Here is a 19,070-nt window from a genome sequence, read left to right as displayed (position 1 = left end):
AGGGCGTGATGGCAAGACAGACGATGGCGGAATACCTGGCGAAAACGCTGGCTGCGGCGGGCGTCGAGCGCATCTGGGGCGTGACGGGCGACAGCCTGAACGGCCTGTCGTTCAGCCTGGCCCAGATCGGGGCGATCCGCTGGATGCATACGCGGCACGAGGAAAGCGCCGCGTTCGCGGCCGGCGCCGATGCCGCGTCGACCGGGCGGCTCGCGGTGTGCGCGGGCAGTTGCGGCCCCGGCAACCTGCACCTGATCAACGGGCTGTACGACTGCCACCGCAACCACCAGCCGGTGCTCGCGATCGCCGCGCACATCCCGTCGACCGAAATCGGGCTCGGCTACTTCCAGGAAACCCATCCGCAGGAACTGTTCCGCGAGTGCAGCCACTTCGCCGAACTTGTCACGAACGCGTCGCAGTTTCCGCGCGTGCTCGCGCGCGCGATGCGCACCGCGATCGAGGAACGCGGCGTGGCGGTGATCGTGCTGCCGGGCGACATCGCGCTCGGCGACGGCCCGGACGAAGTGCCGGCGTGGAGCGAATCGGCGCCGCCGTCGATCCTGCCGGCCGATGCCGATCTCGACCGGCTCGCGGCATTGCTGAACGGCTCCGACGCGGTCACGCTGCTGTGCGGCAGCGGCACGCAGGGCGCGCACGACGAAGTGGTCGCGCTGGCCGACACGCTCGGCGCGCCGGTCGTGCACGCGTTGCGCGGCAAGCAGTTCGTCGAATGGGACAACCCGTTCGACGTCGGGATGACGGGGCTGATCGGCTTCAGCTCCGGTTATCACGCGATGGAATCGTGCGACACGCTGCTGATGCTCGGCACGGATTTCCCGTACCGACCGTTCTATCCGTCGAACGCGAAGGTCGCGCAGATCGACTGGAAGGGCTCGCAGCTCGGCCATCGCGCGCCGCTCGCGCTCGGGCTCGTCGGCACCGTGAAGGAAACGATCGCGGCGCTGTTGCCGCGGCTCACGCGCAAGACCCAGCGGCGCTTCCTCGAGAATGCGCTGAAGCACTACGCGGCCGCGCGCAAGGGGCTCGACGATCTCGCGGTGGCCGAGCCGCCGGGCCGCGCGATCCATCCGCAGTACCTGACGAAGATCGTCGACGAAGTCGCGGCCGACGACGCGATCTTCACGGCCGACGTCGGCACGCCGACACTGTGGGCCGCACGCTACCTGACGATGAACGGCAAGCGGCAGCTGCACGGCTCATTCAACCACGGGTCGATGGCGAATGCGATGCCGCAGGCGCTCGGCGCGCAGGGCGCGCACCCGGGGCGGCAGGTCGTGTCGCTGTCCGGCGACGGCGGGCTGTCGATGCTGCTCGGCGATCTGCTGAGCGCGCGCCAGCTCAACCTGCCGATCAAGATCGTCGTGTACAACAACAGCCTGCTCGGCTTCGTGTCGATGGAGCTGAAGGCGGCCGGCTATCTCGACACGAACGTCGACCTGAGCCCGACCGACTTCGCGGCGATCGCGAAGGGCGCCGGTATTTTCAGCGTGCGCGTCGAGCATTCGGAGAACGTCGAGCACGCGTTGCGCACGGCGTTCGAGCATGACGGGCCGGCGGTGGTCGACGTCGTCACGTCGAAGTACGAGCTCGCGATGCCGCCGAAGATCGAGCTCGCGCATGCGAAGGGCTTCAGCCTGTTCATGCTGCGCGCGATCCTCAGCGGGCGCGGCGACGAGATCGTCGAACTCGCGAGAACCAACCTGCGGTGACGGTGTGTCGGGGGCGTGCGGCGAGCCGAGCGTTATCCCGCGCACTTGCAGCAGCGCGTCGATCGCTGATCGGCGCTCGGCGGCTGATCTGGCACGAATTTGTCAGGGGAATCAGGGACAATCTTCACGTCACCTTAAGTTTGCGTTTCCTAGAATCGATTGATCGCCGCGTGTCCCGCGGCGGACCGATTTGCCCAGGAGGATGCGCATGAACCTTGCCCGTATCGCCGTAGCCCAGTCCCGCGCAGTCATCGGCATGCCGCCGCTGACCGCGCAAGCGCCGGAGGCTCGCCTATGATGTGGCCGAACGCATGGCGTGTCTCGGCACTGTTCGTGCGCGAGTGGGTCGGCCGGCCGGCCGCGGTGGGCGCGTTGTGCCCGAGTTCGCGGCATCTGGCACGCGAGATGGCCGACGCGGTGCCGGACGGCGAGGGGCTGGTCGTCGAACTCGGCGGCGGCACCGGCGCGATCACCGCGGCGCTGCTGGAACGCGGCGTCGCGCCGCGGCGTCTCGTGGTAGTCGAACGCTCGCCTGCGTTCGTGCAGCATCTGTGGCGACGCTTTCCCGGAATCTCGATCGTGTCGGGCGACGCGCGGCAGCTCGAGCGGCTGCTACCGCCGGGCGCCACGGTCGACGCGATCGTGTCGTGCCTGCCGCTGCGCACGCTGCCGCGTGAGGACGTGGCGGCGATCGTCGGTCAATGTCACCGCGTGCTGTCGGCCGACGGCGTGATGATTCAATTTACGTATGATCTGCGCCCGCCCGGCCGTCATCCGCTCGGCGATTCGGCATTTGTTGCCTGCAATAGCCGGATCGTCTGGGCAAATTTTCCGCCGGCGCGCATCGTGACCGTGCGCAATGCTGCGACCGAAATGTCGAGATTCGCTGAGCAGTGACATCATGCGACCGTGTTGTCATGCTGTGACAACGCGCTGCGCAGCGAACGCCTAGATCGTGGGAGTTGCGGCATGCATTTCTGCGGCCACGGCTCCGTCGGCTTGGATTCCGAGCGCGTACGATGCTTTCTGCGACGGTGCCGTGTTTTCCCGGCAGATGATGTTGTACGTTTGGTCGTGCGCGGTCAGAGCCGGCGTCGATTTAAATGTTCTCTGTATTGACTGGACTGTCTCGACTTGAATCGTCAAAGCCAATTTTCAATTGTTGACAGTGATGGATTAGTCTTGTGAGAGAATCCAGTATGCATGGTGTAAGGTTTTTACGCGATATTCTCCATACGAGACAAGGGATCGTTGATCTCCGTGCAGGGACGATTCTGCCGCCGCGCGATGATGAGCGCGTTCAGGTACAGGCACTCTGAACAAAAGGGTGTACTTGCGGTTAAAAAGGGGCGGGGTCGCTAGGGATTTTCGGCGCCCCATGACAATCGATCGACGAACGGGGCGATAAATGTCTGGCGTGCTGGACGAGCTTCTGCGAGGTTACAGCGACCTGCGCCGCTACCTTTCCAGGCGGCTGAGCAGCGACGATGCTGCCGATCTTGCGCAGGCTTCGTTCGAGGTGGCGCTTCGGTACGCCCAGCAGAACGAAGTGCGGTCGCCGGCTGCGCTGATGTTCCATGTTTCGAATAATTTGCAGATCGACGCAGCGCGACGCCGACGATTTTTCCCACAGCAATTGTGCGAAGACGTCGGTGACGAAGGCCTTGACCGGCTCGTGCGTTCCGATGTGACGCCGGAGCGCGAATGCATCGCGCGCGAGTCTCTCGAGCAGGTCACGCGTGCGCTGGACGGATTGCCGCCCCGGTGCCGCGAAGCATTTGTGCTTTGCAAGCTGCATGGCCTCTCGTACGAAGAGGCAGCGCAGGAAATGGACATCAGTCCGACCGTCATCAAGAAGTACCTGGTTCAGGCAATGAAAGCGTGTCGGGACGCTGTGCTATAAGTGCACAATCGCGTGCGTTGCACGGGGCCGCCGTTGACAGTCGACATGCCACTTACCCAGGCCGAGATAGACAAAGCCGATGACTTGCTCGTTTCGCTGATGTTCGGTAGCGAGGCGGAGAAGTCGCGCGCGCAAATCGAGCTTGAATCGTGGGCGGGCAATATTCCGGAACGGCGCCAGTACCTGTCTGATCATCATGCGGCGGAGCGCGTCGTCGATGCGCTGAGCGACGACCTCGGCCGACTGTACAAGCGGCACGTAGGTCCCGCCGTTCACCCTCCTACCCCTGCTGAAGAGCGAATCTCCCGGCCCGCGCCGAGCGGCCGGCGCACGGGCGTTCGCGTGGCGACCTACGGCGCCGCGCTCGTATTGTTTGGCGCAATGTCGACGCTCTGGATCGTCAACCCGATCCTGACGAGCCAGCACTTGCGAACCTCGATCGGCGAGCACGTCGATGTCGCACTCGACGACGGTAGTCACGTTACGCTCAATACCGACACGGAATTGATCTTCGTGAACCGCCTGCGCTCGCGTGATGCGACGATTCAGCGGGGCGAGGCGCTGTTCTCGGTTGCCCATAGCCTGGTGCGGTCGTTCGACGTGTCGGTGGGCGCGGCTAACGTCCGGGATATCGGTACGCGATTCACGGTACGGAAAATGACCGATGGCGTGGACGTTGCCGTGCTGGAAGGCCGGGTCGAGCTGACTGCGTCGGCAGGCGCCGCGCCGGTACCGTTGCAGGCCGGCCAGGCCGCACGCGCCGATCGCGTGGGGAACGTCGAACTTCAGGGCCAACAACAGTTCGATGCGATGGTCGGCTGGAAGGACAACCGCCTGCAATTCAACGGGACGCCGTTGCGGGATGTCGTCCAGGAAGTGCAGCGCTATCGAAAGCAGCCGATCGTGCTCGCCGATGCACGGGTGGGCGACTATCGCGTGACGGGCGGGTTTTCCAGTGCGGACCCGGACTTGCTGCTGAAGACATTATCGAGCGTCGTGTCGGTGACCGTTGAAATTCAGCCGACGGGTACGGCCGTGATTGCGCCGCGTCGTTGATACGCTCGACGGTATGCGTTGGGTGACCGCCCGTGTGCGAACTGCCGCCGCTATCGACGGCGGCTATTGGTAAAAATAATTGCAGGCTGCCGACTGGTCCCTTTCTGCGTCTCGTTCGCCTCATTGATAAAGGAGGTGCGCGGCGCGAGTGTCGCGTCGATCAGGTGCAAAGGTACGAAGTGGGGCGGGCGAGCATGGGAAAAACAGGAGCGGTCAACAGGATGGAGTTGCCGGCGCGCGTCGCTGCCGCACTGTGGATACTGTTCAGTTCGCCGCTCTATGCTCAATCGGCCGTCGAACTGCCCGCACAGCCGCTGAGTAGCGCACTGGTGCGTCTAGCGAGCACCATGGGAGTCAACATTCTCGCGCCCGACAAGCTCGTTGCGGGCCGGCAAGCGCCGGCCGTATCGGGGCAAATGTCATTGCGAGACGCGCTCGATCGCCTGTTGGCCGGCACCGGACTGAAAGCCGTGGCACGCGGCGACAAGACCTATGTGATCGAGGCGTCGTCTTCGGTGGCACAACCGGCGCTGCCGGAGTCGGCTGATTCCGTGTTGCCGACCATCGAGGTCAACGCGCGCGCGATTTCCGACGAGCTGGGCTTCGTGAGCGAATCATCGAGCGCGGCGACTCGCACCGATACACCGATCGTACTACTTCCGCAGTCGATTCAGATTCTGAACCAGAAGTTGCTCGAGAGTCAGGGTACACAGTCGGTATCTGATGCGCTCGCTTATCTCGGCGGCGTGACGACGAGCAATTATGGCGGCGTCCAGGCCCAGGCGACCATCCGCGGATTCAATGCGCCGGTGACGGTCAACGGTCTGCCGACCGCGCTCGGGCTGAGTTCGCAGGTCGCCGGCGCATTGAGCATCCCGATCGACGGCATCGAGAAGGTCGAGGTGCTCAGGGGGGCGGACTCCATTCTGGCCGGCGCGATGGATCCGGGCGGGATCGTCAACGTCGTGACCAAGCAGCCGACCGAAAAGCCGGTTCGCGAGGTGACGATACAGGTCGGCTCGTTCGGGGACTGGAAACAGGCGATCGACTTGGGTGGCCCGGTCGGCGGCGATAAGCGCCTGACTTATCGCTTTGTCCTGGCGGCCGAGAGAATCGGCGAAAGCGCGTATGGTTACGATGGCTCCAAATCCCTCTACGTCGCACCGTCAGTGAGCTGGAAATCCGCTGGCACGTCGATCGTAATCGGCTACCGTCATCAGGTGCAGGACGTCCCGCTCAATGCGACGACGCTGTTCGGCCCTGACGGGTCTCCGGCGAAAGTGTCCTTGCCGACAACGCAGCCTGGCGGGACACTCGTCCAGTCGGACGACGTCGACGTCGATTTCAAGCATCGATTCAACGAGATCTTTTCGATCGAAAGCCGCACCGTTTATTCGCGCTATATCGAGAAATACTCGAATACCGGATACTGGCCGGTGTCTTTTGCTGCGACTCCTGACTCGGCCTACTTCAATGCGCTGGCCGGCGATCACCATGCATTCAATGTATTGACCGACAACAACTTGAATGCGCGATTCTCGATTGGACCCGTCAAACATGTGGTACTTGCCGGGTTTCAGTATTCGGTGAACTGGGAAAGTTCAAGTATCCCAGCCGGTGGAAACAGTTTGCTAGCCGCACCGTTTCCGAGCCCTGTATTGCCTCCATATAACGGATCGTTCGTCTACGACGATCCCGGGAAAAATTACTTCAGCAACACGTATCTGCAAGATCAATTGTCCTGGGGGCGGTTGCATGTTACGGCCAGCCTCGCCTATGGCAAGTCGCAGACGCCCGGAACGGCATCCCAGCATGCGTGGCTACCCAATTTCGGCGTGCTTTACGAACTGACGGACACCTTGTCCGTCTACGCGAGCTCGATGCGCAGCTTCTATCCGCGACGCGGCTATACGTTGACAACAGGAAGGACGCCGCCGCCGTATTCGGGACATTCCGTCGAGGCGGGCGTGAAGGCGAATCTGCTCGATGATCACCTGGCGCTGACCGCGGACGTGTTTCGAACCGAGTCGGCAACCGTCGTTCAGCAAATCCCGGGTACCGGCCTCGTCGATCTGCAAGGTGGACAGGTGACCCGAGGTGTCGAGGCAAGCGCCACCGGGCGGTTATTGCCCGGTCTCAACCTCAATGCGAGCTACGCCTACAATGCGGTGCAAAGCGGCCCAGGTCTGCCACGTCACACGGGTTCGTTGTGGCTGACCTACGATCTTCAGGGCGAACGGTTGACGGGATGGGGCGGGGGCGTCGGTGTGCTGGCGCGTACCGAAACATTCGTCAGGGAAGACAGCGGCAATCGCTTGCCGGGGCAGGCTCAAACCGACTTCGGCATCTGGTATCGGGCGAAGCACTGGTCCGCCACGCTCAGCATCAAGAACGTATTTGATCGCGTGCTCTACCAGTCTGGTGCAACGGACAATCAAGCGTTTCTGCAGCCAGGTAGACTGGTCTATCTGACGGCACGCCGCGATATCTAGATCGGATTTCATACCAGCAAGGGGCCGCAACGGTACCGTGTCGCACGGCATGGATGCCGAATGCCACCGCTAGCAGCACAGTCTCGGTTCGGACCAAGGAAGATGCAGTCACTGAAACCAAAAATATAATCAACGGCGGCAACTCGATAGGAATTATTGATCCGAATCGACTGGTCCGTTTTCCTCCGTCATTCGCCTTTGCATATAGAGACGACGAAACGACCTCGTATGGCAATCGACAGTTGGCTCGTCACGCCGGCTGGACGTTCGTACAGCACCGGCGTATGTCTGATCAAGATTGAGTGTCCCCGTGGCGGACTCGGCAGGGCAGTGAGGAGGCGGTGCATCGATTCAAAGCTTGAACTCCATGGAAATCGATATGGATTCCTGATTGTACGGGGTGGCGACGACATGTCGGTGATTCAGATCGTCATTCTGTTAAGGATTTGGTTAAGCGCTGAAGATCGGAGCAGATTCATATCGTCGGACGTGTGATGGATAAATTCACCAGATATATACAAAGGAAAAGTGAGCTGGAGGCGCAGATCGCCCGGGACCGTGCGCTGGTCCGTGACGAGATCCTCATCGAAATCATGCTTGCGATCGAAGAATTTAACTTCGATTCGGAGGAGCTTTTTCCTAGTGGGAAGAAGCGAAAAATCAAACCGAAATACTTCGATCCACAAAGCGGGGCGGTGTGGAGTGGCCGAGGGCGTGAGCCGCTCTGGTTGAAAGGCAAGAATAGGCGAGATTTCGAACTCGAGTCGACGGACGTGACGTGGAACGGCGTAGCAGAAGGAAGGTGTGAATAATGCCGCCGCAGTTCCTCGTGCATTGAGACTTCGAGGTTTATACCACTTTGGCCGTGTCCGGTAATCCTCGTAACCGGACACTTTTGCGCATCATTACCCCGAATGCGCATTTTTTATTCTGAAAGACGGAGATTGGTGGCGGACGCTATTGAGGAATGAGACGTGAGTACATTTCGGGAAGTCAGAATCCAGGCTTTACAGCGGGCGTTGATGGACGAAGCGAGTGGATTTTGGATCGACAACGAAGTGGCGGAAAGCGTGATCGTCAAGCTCGACAACGTGACGTTGGCCGCAAAGATATCGATTGTCAATCGGAGATCGACATCCACGGAGGACTTGCTGAATCGACTTGGTCTAAATGGCGACGCATCGAATCCGTCGTCGTGACATGAAACTGATTATTTCAAGGAGGTGGCCGGATTTCATTGGTGGTTTTTTCTGAATGAACAAATTTGATCGACATGTGGACGGTTGAAATGAAACTCAACAAGAAATTTACCCTGCTTGCAGCGATCTCCTTGCTTGCAAGCGCATCGACGGCTTTCGCCGCATCTTCGGGGGCGCCGGTTGCATCGACGGCAACGGGCACGCTCGCCGTGACCGGGGCGCTCGTTCCCGGAACCTGCAGCGTCACCCTGCAAGGTGGCGGGAAAGCGGATTTCGGCACCATCAGCAGCGCTTCGCTGAATGCTGACTCGACAACGGGCACCGCACTGAATACGTCGCCTGCCATTCCGATGACCGTGTCCTGTACCGCGCCGACGCAGATCGCGATCCGGGTTGCGGACAATCGTGCCGCGAGCCTGGCGAGCATCAAGTCCGGCAGCAACGTGACGTTGCAGTTGAACAGCGGCACCGTCGCGAAATGTGCGTCCGCCTGCCCGACCTACCTGGCCTACGGTCTCGGTACGGCATCGAACAACAATGCCGTGGGCGTGTATTCGATCACCGCGGACACGTTTGCCGTCGACGGGACGGCAGGTGCGGTGGGGGCGACCTACGGCGCGGACGGCAAGGGCAGCTTCGGTATTTACTCGCAAGCCAACGCAGTTCAGATGTATTCGAATCCGAGCGGTTACTGGACCTGGATTCCAAGCGTCAGCGCTACCGCACCGACGATGGGCAAGGTGTTCACGGCGAATCTGTACGTCACGCCGACGATCAACAACACGAGCGCCCTTCCGTTGAACACAAATATCCCGCTCGACGGCAACGCGACCGTCACGATCTTCTATATCTGATGTTCGGGGTTTTGCAAATTAGCTTGAGGACGACATGAATAAGCGATTGATTGAAGTGGCACTCGCCGGCGCCGCACTGACCTTGGCCGGCGCATCGTTTGCCGGCCAACCCGTTCCCGGTCCGACTGCGACGCTGACGGTGACGGGCACGATCACCCCGCCGGCGTGCACGCTGTCGCTCGGTGCGAACGGCACGGCGGCATTCGGCACGACGCAGCTGAGCAGCATCTCCAACAACGCGACAGGCACCGTGCTGTCGAATCCGCAAACGGTTCCGCTGACGATCACCTGTACCGGCAACACGCAGGTCGCATTCGGTGTCAAGGACAACCGTGCCAGCACCGTGGTAAGTGGTCTGACGGCCAATTGGGCATCGGGTCTCGCAGCGGGTACGACGAGTGCGACGAACTCGTTCGGTCTCGGCCAGTCGAGCTCGAAGAACATCGGTGCGTACACGCTGACGGCCAACACGTTCGCGGTGGGCGGCACGGCCAAGACTCCGGCCACGATCACGTTGGCGAACGAGACGCTGGCGCCGGCGGCATCGACGTCTGCGGGCCTGGTCGTGAACCCCAACGACGCCGCCAACCTGCTCACGTGGGCGGACAGCACGTCGTCGACGGCGGCATCGACCGGTTCAACCTTCACCGCGAACATCGTCGTGACGCCGACAGTGAATCAGTCGAGCGCACTGCCGACGAGCGGCAACATCACGTTCGACGGCAACGCGACGTTCACGGTGTATTACCTGTAAGGGCTTCGAGGCGCCGTTTCGCCGGCGCCTCGTCTTCCGCGATGCTTATCTTGCGCTCATCATGAAAAACAGGATTACTAAAAAATATTGCGTGCTGATTCTAGCCGGCCTCGGGCTGCTTAGCGCGGCGGCCCGCGCGGATAACCTCAAGCTCGAGTCGTCGGTCGTCGTCGTCGATGCGAGTAAGGGAGAAGCGTCGCTTGGCGTGCTGAATAACGATAAAGGCCCGTTGCTGATGGTGACGCGTCTGGAGAAGATCCCGGAGGAACCAGTACAGCGTCTGACAGTTACGCCGCCGGTTGCACGGGTTGAACCGGGCGATACGCAGGTCGTGCGGTTCTTCCTGGTCAGCAAGGATGACATCAAGGTCGAACACCTCGAACGCGTGAGCTTCGAGGGCGTGCCACCCAAAGATGACAACTCCGTTCACATCGCGATCAGGCAGAACATTCCCGTGATCATTCGGCCCAGGAGTCTGGCCCGGAACGACGAGCCGTGGAAGCTCTTGACATGGTCGCGCACTCCATCCGGATTTTCGGTGAAGAATCCCGGTCCGTACGTCGTGCGCATGGCGCAAGCGGCGACGCTTCTGCCAAGCAAGACCGCGGTTGCATTGCCCCGGACTTACATCCTGCCGGGAGAGATGCTCGACATCAAGACGAAAGCCCCGAGCGCAACGGATACGGACATCGAAATCAGTCCGGCTTCGCTGTACGGCTACATCGTTGGCAAGTACCCGGCAAAGATCGGTCCGTCCGCGTCTGGCGCGGCGACCTCGTCGACCGGCGCTGCCGCCTCCATGGCCACGAGCACTCCCCAATAACAAACCGGCGGCCCTTCACCCACATGCAATACCCAGAATGCTTCCCGATGCGGACGCTGACGCGCTGCATCCTGCTTGGTCTTGGCGCCGTGTCGGCAGCGCATGCGGCCGACACGAAATTCGACGTGGATACGCTCAAGTCGATGGGGATCTCGCCGGCCGTGGCGGACTACTATAGCGCCGAGCCGAGGTTTCCGTCCGGGGCGAACTCGGTGGTGCTGGTCGTCAACGGGGTGAGGATGGCGACGACAACGGTGCAGTTCGATCAGAACGGCGCACCGTGCCTGACGCACGAGGTACTCGATCGCGCCAACGTGGAATGGTCGGGGCGCGACGCGGCGACGGCCTGCGTGAACCTCAAATCGGCTTATCCGGATGCGGTGACGACCCCGAAACCGTCGCAGAACATTCTTGAGTTGCTCGTGCCGCCGGAAGCGGTGCGCTCGCGGGACCCCGCACCCGTCTACGGGCAAGGCGGCCGGGGCGCGATGCTCAATTACAACCTGTTCACGGTTCGCACGCAGGCACCGGGCTCGCATGGCAACACGTATTACGCAGACACGACGTTCGGCTTCAACGCGGGCGACTGGCTGTTTCGAAGCCACGAAATCTACTCGGGGCAGGACGGCAGAAGCCAGTTCCAGCATCAGGAAGCCTATATCCAGCGCACGTTCACGCAATACAAGTCGACGTTGCAGGCCGGCCAGCTGAGTCTGCGCAGTAACCTGTTTTCCGCGCCGCTGTTTACTGGCGTGCAGGTTTTCCCGGAGATGCAGCTCGGCGAAGACAGCAGCACGAGCGTCTCGGGAATCGCGCAGACACCGTCTCGAGTCGAGGTGCGGCAAGCCGGCGTGCTGATCTATTCGACGCTGGTTCCGTCCGGGCCGTTTACGCTGAACCGGCTGCCGCTGATCAACGGCAGCTCGGATCTGCAGGTTACCGTAATCGAGGCCAACGACTCTCGGCACGGATTCATCGTTCCCGCCGCATCGTTTGCCAACAACTTCGTGTCGCCGGAAAAGGGGGTGTCGTTTGCGATGGGCAAACCACGCACGATCGGTGGCGACATCTCCTATCTCCAGAGCAACTGGTTCGTTACGGCGACCGATGTGATGCCGCTGCCGCGCGTCCACGCAAACCTGACCACCGGCCTGCTGGTGGGGCAGGATTACCGGTCGATTGGGGTGGCAGTGGACGGATCGCCGACGCGGCGCATTCGCGCGTATGTGCGCTCGGTATTCGCAGACGATGCCCGAATCGATCACAAAGGCTTTAAGGGGCAATCGGGGATCAGTGCGATCCTGACCGAGGCGATGTCGCTCAGCGCCTCGGTGACGCATCAGACGCGCGGCTACCGGGAACTGGCCGACTCGCCAAGCTATCTCGACCTGTACTACGCGAATACGAAGGACACGTTCAATACGACGATCTCCTATTCGACGCAGCATTTCGGCGGGTTCAGCGCAGGTTACACGCGCATTGCCAGTTTCGACGGGTCGGACAGCAATCGGGCGCTGCTCAGCTGGAACAAGAATTTCAAGAAGATGTCGATATCGTTGAGCGCGGATATCGGCTCCGGGCGCGGAATGTCGAATCTGTATTACGCGAACATCAGCTTCCCGATTGGCGACAACGCTGGCTACGTTTCGGCCAACGCGTTCCGAAGTGGGGACCAGACGCAGGCCGGTGTCACCTACGACCAGCAGGTCAACGACTACTTCGGCTACAACGTGGCGGCCGCCACTCAGGCACCCGGCGGTCACCAGAACTACACCGCGAGCGTTCGCGTGCTGCCCAAATATGCACAGTTCGGCGCGACGGCCACTGGCACGAGCGACAACGCGCAGTCCTATTCCGCAAGCCTGACCGGCGGTGTCGCATTCGACGGCATGCATCCGCTGTTCTCGCCTTATCCGATCGGCGACACCTACGCGGTCATGCAGGCAGCAGACCTGTCGGGCGCGCGCATCACGACGCCGGCCGGCCCTGTATGGACGGACTATTCCGGCCGTGCTGTCGCGCCCAACCTGATGCCGTATCGCAACAGCCGCCTCGAGCTGGGCATCGACGGACTGCCGCGCAACGTCGAGGTAAAGGACGCCGTCAACGTGCTCGACGCGGGGCGCGGTTCAATCGGACGTGTGGCGTTCAAGGCGGTACGGATTCGCCATCTCCTGCTAACGGTGCGCGACGCTCCTGACAAGTCGCTTGAAGGGGCGAGTGTGCTGGCGCCGGATGGCCGGTTCCTGACGATCGTCGGCCCCGACAGCAAGTTGTTCATCGACGCCGAGCAGCTCGAAAAAGGCGCGCTTCAAGTCAAGCCCGAGTCCGGGCCTGCGTGCTTCATTCACTTCAAGCCGAATGCGCATCCGGATGACGACGCGATCTACGAGACCGCATCGACCGTGTGCGCGGGGAATTGATTCATGTCGAATTTATCGAGTACGTGTCGAATTCTGGCGGCGGCAGCCGTGGCGTGTTGCACGATGTCGGCGTACGCCGGTTCGCCGTTGCCGGGTCAGCCATTCAATCCGGGCGTGCCTGTCGTACCTGACCAGCCGCCGGCGCCCGGGCAGGCTGCCGTGCCGGACAGGAACGTCACGTCGCAGTTCAACCGGGGACCGTTAGGGCACATCGGTGCAATGCCGGGATTGCTCGGCAATGCGCCGTCCGAATGCGTGATGACGTTGGGCAGCGCGAAGATCGATTTCGGGCGCTACAACAGCGGAGCAGTGGCAAACGCTGCACCCGGCACGCCGATCCAGATCGGCACCCGGGTGACGAATCTGCAGATTACCTGCCCCCAGCCTGGGTATGTCGCGATCACGTCGCATGGGCAGACGCGTCCCGACGGGGCCCGATACGCGTTCGGGCCGTCGGGGGATGTGACCGTTACGGCACGTTCGGCGCAAGCCGACGGGCGGACGATTCGCATCGGTCTGGTCGACACGCCCGGACAGGTTCCGCAGATCTGGCAGGACGAAGTGAAGTGGCTGCCGGGGAAGACGCTGGTGCTGGGCGAGCCGAACGTTACGCCGTTCAGCCAGGCGAGCGTCCAGTTAAGCGTCGATGCGAATCTCGACTCGACCAAAGCGCATCCGACCGGTGCGCTATCGCTGGCGAATTCGCTTCAGTTCAGTCTGTTCCGTTGGGAAAAGTAGGTGATGGAACGGCGATGCCGGTTTCGACAGACTTGCGTAGGAAGCGAGTGACGGACGGCAACGGATGCATCGAGCGTATTTGGAGAACCGGTATGAAGCCATGTGTCGATGTTCCTAAACAGTACTGGAACTGCATCCTCAAGGTAATGATCGATCGGAAGCCTGGAGAAAATCGGTGACTAATACGCATCGCTATTCGACGTCGGTGATGTCGGACGGACAACGCATCCTCGACATCATCGAGCCGGGCCGAGCTTACGAGCCGACCAGGTTGGCCAGCCAGCTCGGCTTGAGAACCTCGGCGGTTCGGGCATGGCTGGAACACTGGGTCGCTGCTGGCAAGCTTGAACAAGGCATGTTTCAGAACGCCGACGGCGGCCGCGGGACGTGCTTCTTTCTTCCTTCGGGCAATGCGCCGTTGTGCTCTCACAACGAAGCCCGGCGTGTGGTCGAGGTGTGCGCGCATGACGTACTCGAGGCGATGAAGCCGGGTCTCGGCTATCGTGTCCGGGAAATCGCGACGCGGCACGTGCTGCCACTACACCGGGCGACGACGCTGCTATCCCTGTTGCTCCGGGAAGGGCGGGTGATCAAGAAAACGGGCGGTGGAACTCACCGCCGGCATGACCTGTACTACGTCGCGGGCACCGAGCCCGATTCCGTCACGCGGGTCGCGGCTGCGCCTGCACCGACGCAGGCGCATGCGACGGCACCGTTGTCCATTCAGCCTGCGTACGACGCCGAATATGCCCGAACGCTGCGATCGCTGCGCGACATCTGCGCTGCGAACCGTGGTCGGTCGTAGCCGGTTCATCGAGAGACGAATGCAATCGTTCATGTGAGCGCACTTGTCGAGAGGAAACGAATGAGCCGAATTCAACAGTGCCACGGAAGACGTATGGGCGAGTATCTGTTCAATCGCTGGGTTGCTGCAGGGCTCGTCAATGGCGATATCGAGAAAGCTGGCGGAAGTACGGCCAACGATCGAAGCCTGATGTGCGACATGCTGACCAGTCGGCTGGCCGTGGCGTTTCTCAAGGGGGAGGTCGCCTGTGACACCGGGCTTCGTGCGATGGGAAATCTTATCGTCGTTTCGAAGACGCACTTGTCTCCATTTTCTTGGGCGGTTTTCGAGGCATTTGCCGGCGGGATTTATGGTGCAGATGAAATCTCGGTATATCTTGATCCGGTTCTGACGTTCACAGTCCCGCAGATAAAGCAGGCACTTGTGCGGCACGAGAATGGAAGCGCAGCCGGAACGGGGACTTCCGGATAGCGGACAGGCCAAATCGAATCGGGCGCCGAGGAAGATACGCGGACTATCTCGATTGATCGACGCGTCGTAGACGGCGCTTGCGGTCAGGCCGGCCGGTATCGTGTTGGCGATACGGCCGAGCCGTGGCCGGTTTCTTCTTTGCTCCGCACCACGCGCCGGAAGCTAGACACGCGCGCTGTCCGTCACCCGCACCGCAGGCCGCGACGCGACGCGCTTGATGAAGCGGTCGAGCGGCGTCGCATAGCCGCGCGCGATGACTGCACTCAATCCTGCCGACAGCACCAGATACGCGGCGAGCAGCGCCAGCTTGCCGTCGCCATGCGTGGCGGACGGCGGCCAGCACGTGCGAAGCGCGCCGAGCACGATCAGGTGGAACAGATACAGCTCGTAGCTGAGCCGGCCGCTCCAGCGCAGTGGCGCGAGCACGAGGCCGTGAGCGGATGTGCGTTCCGCATGCGCGCCGATCAGCAGCACGGCCGTGCCGAGCGCCATTGCGGACACGCCGAACACATCGCTTTCGGCGATCGGCCAAGCGAGATAGAGCGCGGTCATCAATGCTGCGACGAGCCATTGCACGGGCGCGGCCGCAAGCCTCTGCCAGCGCGCGCGTTCGGCGAGCAGCGCGGTGCAGCAGCCGATCGCGATGCCGTCGAAGCATGCGAAGTACGCGTACAGGAAGCCGCCTTCGTCGCCCGAATGCGTGTAGCGGTACACCGGGCCGATCGCGGCAATCAGCAGCCAGAACGCGAACAGCCGCGTGTCGCGGCGCAGTGCGATGCACAGCAGCGGGAACGACAGGTAGAACACTTCTTCGACCGACAGCGACCACAGTACGCCGAGCGCATAGTTGACCCATCCGTACGCGCCGATCAGCACGTTCATCCAGAACGTGAGCGATGCCAGATTCACGAGCCAGTACGACACGGCGACGCCCTGCGGCGCATGGTTCATGAAGATCGGCACGCCGGCCGCCGCGAGGCCGTTGACGAGCGCGAGCAGCAGAAGCAGGCACGGGACGATCCGCGCGATGCGCGACACGTAGAACGCGCGCACGTCGAGCGCGCCGAGGCTGCCCCAGCGGCGGCGCGCGTTCGACGTGATCAGGTAGCCCGAGATCGCGAAGAACATCGTGACGCCGTAATTGCCGTTGCGCACGATCGCATGGATCGTGTCCCAGCCGAGCGCGCGGGCGAGCGCGGTGTCGCGCAGCGGATACGCGATGTTGAAGTGATGCAGCAGGACGAGCAGGATCGATACGCCGCGCAGCAGGTCGATGCGGGCGTTGTGAGGGGGGGCGCTCATTGTGGCCGGGCCGGTTCAGCGAGGGTCGGCAGCGTCGCGAGGAACGTGTCGCGCGAGCGCAGGCCGGCATTCGGCGCTTGCCGCTCGTCGTCCTGGATCAGGTTCGCGAACACCAGCGTGCGCGGCCCCTTCGTCGCCCAGCCGACGAACCAGCCGTACGCGCGTGCAGCGTCGTACTTGAGGCCCGGCGAGCCGGTGCCGGTCTTGCCGTGCACCGTCCAGCCGCTCGGTTGCGCGTCGATCAGCGTGATGCGCGCGGTCATGTCGTATGCATGTGCGCTGACGGGCAGCGTCCGCTGCACGATCTTGCGCATGAACGCGACCTGTTCGAGCGGCGAGATCCGTAGCGACGAGTTGACCCACGCGCCCCGCACGCCGGGGAGTTCGCCCTGCTTGCTGGTGACGTCGGCGTTGCCGTAGCCGAACGCACTCGTGTACTGCTGGAAGCGTGCCTGTCCGAGCGCCTGCGCGACCTGCTCCGAATACCAGAAGATCGACAGCTTCATCCAGCGCGCCGGGTCGGTCGGCTCGCGCCACGGCGCACCGCCCCAGTCGGGGTAGCCGGCGTGGAAGTCGAGCGTGGGTGTGTGCTCGTCCTTCAGCACGCCGGCGTCGAAGCCCATCAGGCCGATCGCGACCTTGAACGTCGAGGCCGGCGTCACGCGGTTGGTGCAGTCGCCCTGCTGCACCAGCACCTTACCGGTGGCGGCATCGGCGACGACGGTGCAAACGGGATGGGCGTGAGACGACGCGGCGGCCGCGAGGCCGGCGAAGGCGAACAGCGCATAACGCCAGTGCTTCAAGTGCGGCTCCTTGGAAAGCGTGCGGAAGGTGTGCGGGGTGGACGGGACGCGGAAGGGCCGTGCGCAATCGAGGCGACGGCCGGCATCGGTGACGAGGTCGATCGCGAGCGTCGGGATGGCTCACAGTGTATCGGCGGATCGCCGGCTGTCGAGCTGTCATGGTTGACGGGGCACGCGCGCGGCCTTCACCGGTTCCGGCGGGTCATGTCGTGCACGCACCGATTGCCGCGCCGATGAAAAAGCCCACCGGCAGACCTGTGCCTGCGGGCGGGCAAAGACACCTCGCGCAGACCGGCGCGGGTGTCGCGTGAAGAACGGAGAACCGGCTTGCGTCAGAACTTGTGGCGCAACGCGAGCCGTACGGCCACCTGGTTCGACGTCGACGACGGCGCGTCCGTGCCGAGGATGAATGCGTTGTCGAGGATCGAGTTCGTCCGGTCGCCGGCGATGTGCTGGTACGCGGCCTGCACGTACACGTCGGTGCGCTTCGACAGGTTGTAGTCGGCCATCAGCCCGACCGAATGGATCTTCGGCTTCGCGTCGCCGCTCGAGGCGTCGTACTTTTCGAGCGACAGCACGTACTGCGCGCCGACCATGAACGCCGGCGTGATCTGGTACGAACCGTTCACCTCGAAGTTCTGGTACTTGATCGCGCTGACCGTCGCCCCCGGCGCGATGATCGCGCCCGGCGTGCCGAGGTAGCCGTTGCCGGTCGGGTTCTTGTAGTTCGAGTTCGTGTACGCGAGGCCGACCGTCGCCGGCCCGAACGTGTAGTTGATGCCCGCGCCGAACACGCGCATGCGCTCGGCGATGTAGCTCGCGTCGTTCGCGGTGATCGCGCCGGCCGAGCCGTTGCCCGGATGGTTCGCCTGCAGGTACGCGGCGCCGATCAGCAGCCCGTCGTGCTGGTACTGCGCGCCGAAGCTGTACGCGCGGTTGTCGGAGAAACCGGTGCTGTTGCTGAAGCTGTATGCGCCGCCGAACTGGAAGCCGCCGAAGTTCGGGCTCGCGTATTTCACTGTGTTGTCGAGGCGGAACGAGTTGTCGGTGTTGTCGTTGTCGAACGGGTGCGCGAGCAGATAGCCGCCCCAGTTGCCGTTGGCGGTGGTCGGCGCGAGATAGTCCACGACGGAATCGTACTGGCGGCCGAACGTCAGCGTGCCGTACTGCGTCTGGCTCAGGCCCACGTATGCCTGGCGGCCGAACATGCGGCCGCCCTGGCCGAGCCGGCCGCTGTTCACGTCGAAGCCGTTTTCGAGCTGGAAGATCGCCTTCATGCCGCCGCCGAGATCCTCGCTGCCCTTCAGGCCCCATCGGCTGCCCTGCGCGTAGCCGCTGGCCATCTCGTAGACGTGGCCGGTGCCGACGTTGTTGGTGTAGTTCAGGCCTTCGTCGATCACGCCGTACAGCGTGACGCTGCTTTGCGCGAACGCGGGCGCGGCGAAGGTTGCCGTTACGGCGAGCGCCGTCAGGGTCTTTTTCATTGATGAGATCTCCGGGATATCCAGCTTGTATCGGTTGTCGTGAGCGCGTCCGGCAAGGCGCGCCCCGTCATCCGGGGCGATCCGGCGCAGCGCGTGCGGCGCCGGATCGCGCGATGCGCGGCGGCGCGGCACCCGGCAACGTCGGGTCGTGTCTCCTCCGATGACACCGCGCATTCTTGCGAAGCCGAAACGGAATCGAAAGCGAGTAATTTCGATGGATGGGATCGGGTTCG

General features: G+C 62.6%; 17 protein-coding genes. 14 read left to right on the top strand and 3 right to left on the bottom strand.

The features are described from left to right. Positions 1-8 precede the first annotated feature (8 nt). The 14 genes from poxB (at position 9) to HWX09_RS24850 (ending at position 15,248) form a co-directional block, all read left to right on the top strand. Entirely contained in the window at positions 9-1,730 is a 1,722-nt protein-coding gene (gene poxB / locus HWX09_RS24915) for a ubiquinone-dependent pyruvate dehydrogenase (protein ID WP_027782138.1), read from the top strand. Positions 1,731-2,024: 294 nt separating this feature from the next. Continuing rightward, positions 2,025-2,627 carry a methyltransferase domain-containing protein gene (locus HWX09_RS24910; protein ID WP_027782139.1) on the top strand — a complete coding sequence of 201 codons (603 nt, stop codon included), beginning with the start codon at positions 2,025-2,027 and terminating at the stop codon, positions 2,625-2,627. Between the two features lie 511 nt (positions 2,628-3,138). Next, on the top strand, positions 3,139-3,633 hold the full coding sequence (locus tag HWX09_RS24905; RefSeq protein WP_027782140.1) for an RNA polymerase sigma factor: 495 nt from the start codon (positions 3,139-3,141) through the stop codon (positions 3,631-3,633). A gap of 45 nt (positions 3,634-3,678) precedes the next feature. After that, positions 3,679-4,689: a FecR domain-containing protein gene (locus tag HWX09_RS24900; protein WP_080681224.1), complete on the top strand. Its 1,011-nt coding sequence runs from the start codon at positions 3,679-3,681 to the stop codon at positions 4,687-4,689. Positions 4,690-4,721: 32 nt separating this feature from the next. Beyond that, positions 4,722-7,181: a TonB-dependent receptor gene (locus HWX09_RS24895; protein WP_155257298.1), complete on the top strand. Its 2,460-nt coding sequence runs from the start codon at positions 4,722-4,724 to the stop codon at positions 7,179-7,181. A 494-nt stretch (positions 7,182-7,675) separates the two neighbouring features. Further along, complete coding sequence (locus tag HWX09_RS24890) at positions 7,676-7,993, top strand: H-NS histone family protein (RefSeq protein WP_051421334.1); 318 nt, start codon at positions 7,676-7,678, stop codon at positions 7,991-7,993. 162 nt (positions 7,994-8,155) lie between these two features. Continuing rightward, positions 8,156-8,380, top strand: a complete 225-nt coding sequence (locus tag HWX09_RS24885; RefSeq protein ID WP_155257299.1) for a hypothetical protein — start codon at positions 8,156-8,158, stop codon at positions 8,378-8,380. An 89-nt stretch (positions 8,381-8,469) separates the two neighbouring features. Continuing rightward, positions 8,470-9,234, top strand: a complete 765-nt coding sequence (locus HWX09_RS24880) for a DUF1120 domain-containing protein (protein WP_034185264.1) — start codon at positions 8,470-8,472, stop codon at positions 9,232-9,234. Between the two features lie 34 nt (positions 9,235-9,268). Further along, on the top strand, positions 9,269-9,988 hold the full coding sequence (locus HWX09_RS24875; RefSeq protein ID WP_080681226.1) for a DUF1120 domain-containing protein: 720 nt from the start codon (positions 9,269-9,271) through the stop codon (positions 9,986-9,988). Between the two features lie 61 nt (positions 9,989-10,049). Further along, on the top strand, positions 10,050-10,811 hold the full coding sequence (locus HWX09_RS24870) for a fimbria/pilus chaperone family protein (protein WP_063831195.1): 762 nt from the start codon (positions 10,050-10,052) through the stop codon (positions 10,809-10,811). A gap of 47 nt (positions 10,812-10,858) precedes the next feature. Continuing rightward, complete coding sequence (locus HWX09_RS24865; protein WP_027782145.1) at positions 10,859-13,234, top strand: fimbria/pilus outer membrane usher protein; 2,376 nt, start codon at positions 10,859-10,861, stop codon at positions 13,232-13,234. Positions 13,235-13,237: 3 nt separating this feature from the next. Next, positions 13,238-13,972 carry a hypothetical protein gene (locus HWX09_RS24860; RefSeq protein ID WP_155257300.1) on the top strand — a complete coding sequence of 245 codons (735 nt, stop codon included), beginning with the start codon at positions 13,238-13,240 and terminating at the stop codon, positions 13,970-13,972. Positions 13,973-14,147: 175 nt separating this feature from the next. After that, positions 14,148-14,777: a hypothetical protein gene (locus tag HWX09_RS24855; RefSeq protein WP_155257301.1), complete on the top strand. Its 630-nt coding sequence runs from the start codon at positions 14,148-14,150 to the stop codon at positions 14,775-14,777. A gap of 93 nt (positions 14,778-14,870) precedes the next feature. Continuing rightward, a complete protein-coding gene (locus HWX09_RS24850; RefSeq protein WP_027782148.1) occupies positions 14,871-15,248 on the top strand; it encodes a hypothetical protein in 378 nt (125 codons plus the stop codon). Between the two features lie 162 nt (positions 15,249-15,410). On the opposite strand, the gene HWX09_RS24845 is transcribed toward HWX09_RS24850, so the two are convergent. From HWX09_RS24845 to HWX09_RS24835, 3 genes are all read right to left on the bottom strand, one after another. Further along, positions 15,411-16,550, bottom strand: coding sequence for an acyltransferase (locus tag HWX09_RS24845; protein WP_027782149.1), 1,140 nt, complete (start codon positions 16,548-16,550; stop codon positions 15,411-15,413). Continuing rightward, the gene (gene blaOXA / locus HWX09_RS24840; protein ID WP_027782150.1) at positions 16,547-17,353 is read right to left on the bottom strand and encodes an OXA-1043 family class D beta-lactamase; all 807 of its coding nucleotides are present in this window, start codon (positions 17,351-17,353) and stop codon (positions 16,547-16,549) included. The genes HWX09_RS24845 and blaOXA overlap by 4 nt, the downstream gene beginning before the upstream one ends. A 332-nt stretch (positions 17,354-17,685) precedes the next feature. After that, positions 17,686-18,837, bottom strand: a complete 1,152-nt coding sequence (locus HWX09_RS24835; RefSeq protein ID WP_027782151.1) for a porin — start codon at positions 18,835-18,837, stop codon at positions 17,686-17,688. Positions 18,838-19,070: the final 233 nt, after the last annotated feature.

It is taken from the genome of Burkholderia sp. BCC1208 (genome assembly GCF_902833095.1).
GTDB lineage: Bacteria > Pseudomonadota > Gammaproteobacteria > Burkholderiales > Burkholderiaceae > Burkholderia.
The sequence above is the reverse complement of the archived record's forward strand: the minus strand, read 5'-3'. Positions and strand labels throughout refer to the sequence as shown.

Bases quoted from the DNA above. Each gene is read 5' to 3' on its own strand.
- poxB (WP_027782138.1), top strand. From the start codon at position 9: ATGGCAAGACAGACGATGGCGGAATACCTGGCGAAAACGCTGGCTGCG.
- HWX09_RS24910 (WP_027782139.1), top strand. From the start codon at position 2,025: ATGATGTGGCCGAACGCATGGCGTGTCTCGGCACTGTTCGTGCGCGAG.
- HWX09_RS24905 (WP_027782140.1), top strand. From the start codon at position 3,139: ATGTCTGGCGTGCTGGACGAGCTTCTGCGAGGTTACAGCGACCTGCGC.
- HWX09_RS24900 (WP_080681224.1), top strand. From the start codon at position 3,679: ATGCCACTTACCCAGGCCGAGATAGACAAAGCCGATGACTTGCTCGTT.
- HWX09_RS24890 (WP_051421334.1), top strand. From the start codon at position 7,676: ATGGATAAATTCACCAGATATATACAAAGGAAAAGTGAGCTGGAGGCG.
- HWX09_RS24880 (WP_034185264.1), top strand. From the start codon at position 8,470: ATGAAACTCAACAAGAAATTTACCCTGCTTGCAGCGATCTCCTTGCTT.
- HWX09_RS24875 (WP_080681226.1), top strand. From the start codon at position 9,269: ATGAATAAGCGATTGATTGAAGTGGCACTCGCCGGCGCCGCACTGACC.
- HWX09_RS24870 (WP_063831195.1), top strand. From the start codon at position 10,050: ATGAAAAACAGGATTACTAAAAAATATTGCGTGCTGATTCTAGCCGGC.
- HWX09_RS24865 (WP_027782145.1), top strand. From the start codon at position 10,859: ATGCGGACGCTGACGCGCTGCATCCTGCTTGGTCTTGGCGCCGTGTCG.
- HWX09_RS24860 (WP_155257300.1), top strand. From the start codon at position 13,238: ATGTCGAATTTATCGAGTACGTGTCGAATTCTGGCGGCGGCAGCCGTG.
- HWX09_RS24850 (WP_027782148.1), top strand. From the start codon at position 14,871: ATGGGCGAGTATCTGTTCAATCGCTGGGTTGCTGCAGGGCTCGTCAAT.
- HWX09_RS24845 (WP_027782149.1), bottom strand. From the start codon at position 16,550: ATGAGCGCCCCCCCTCACAACGCCCGCATCGACCTGCTGCGCGGCGTA.
- HWX09_RS24835 (WP_027782151.1), bottom strand. From the start codon at position 18,837: ATGAAAAAGACCCTGACGGCGCTCGCCGTAACGGCAACCTTCGCCGCG.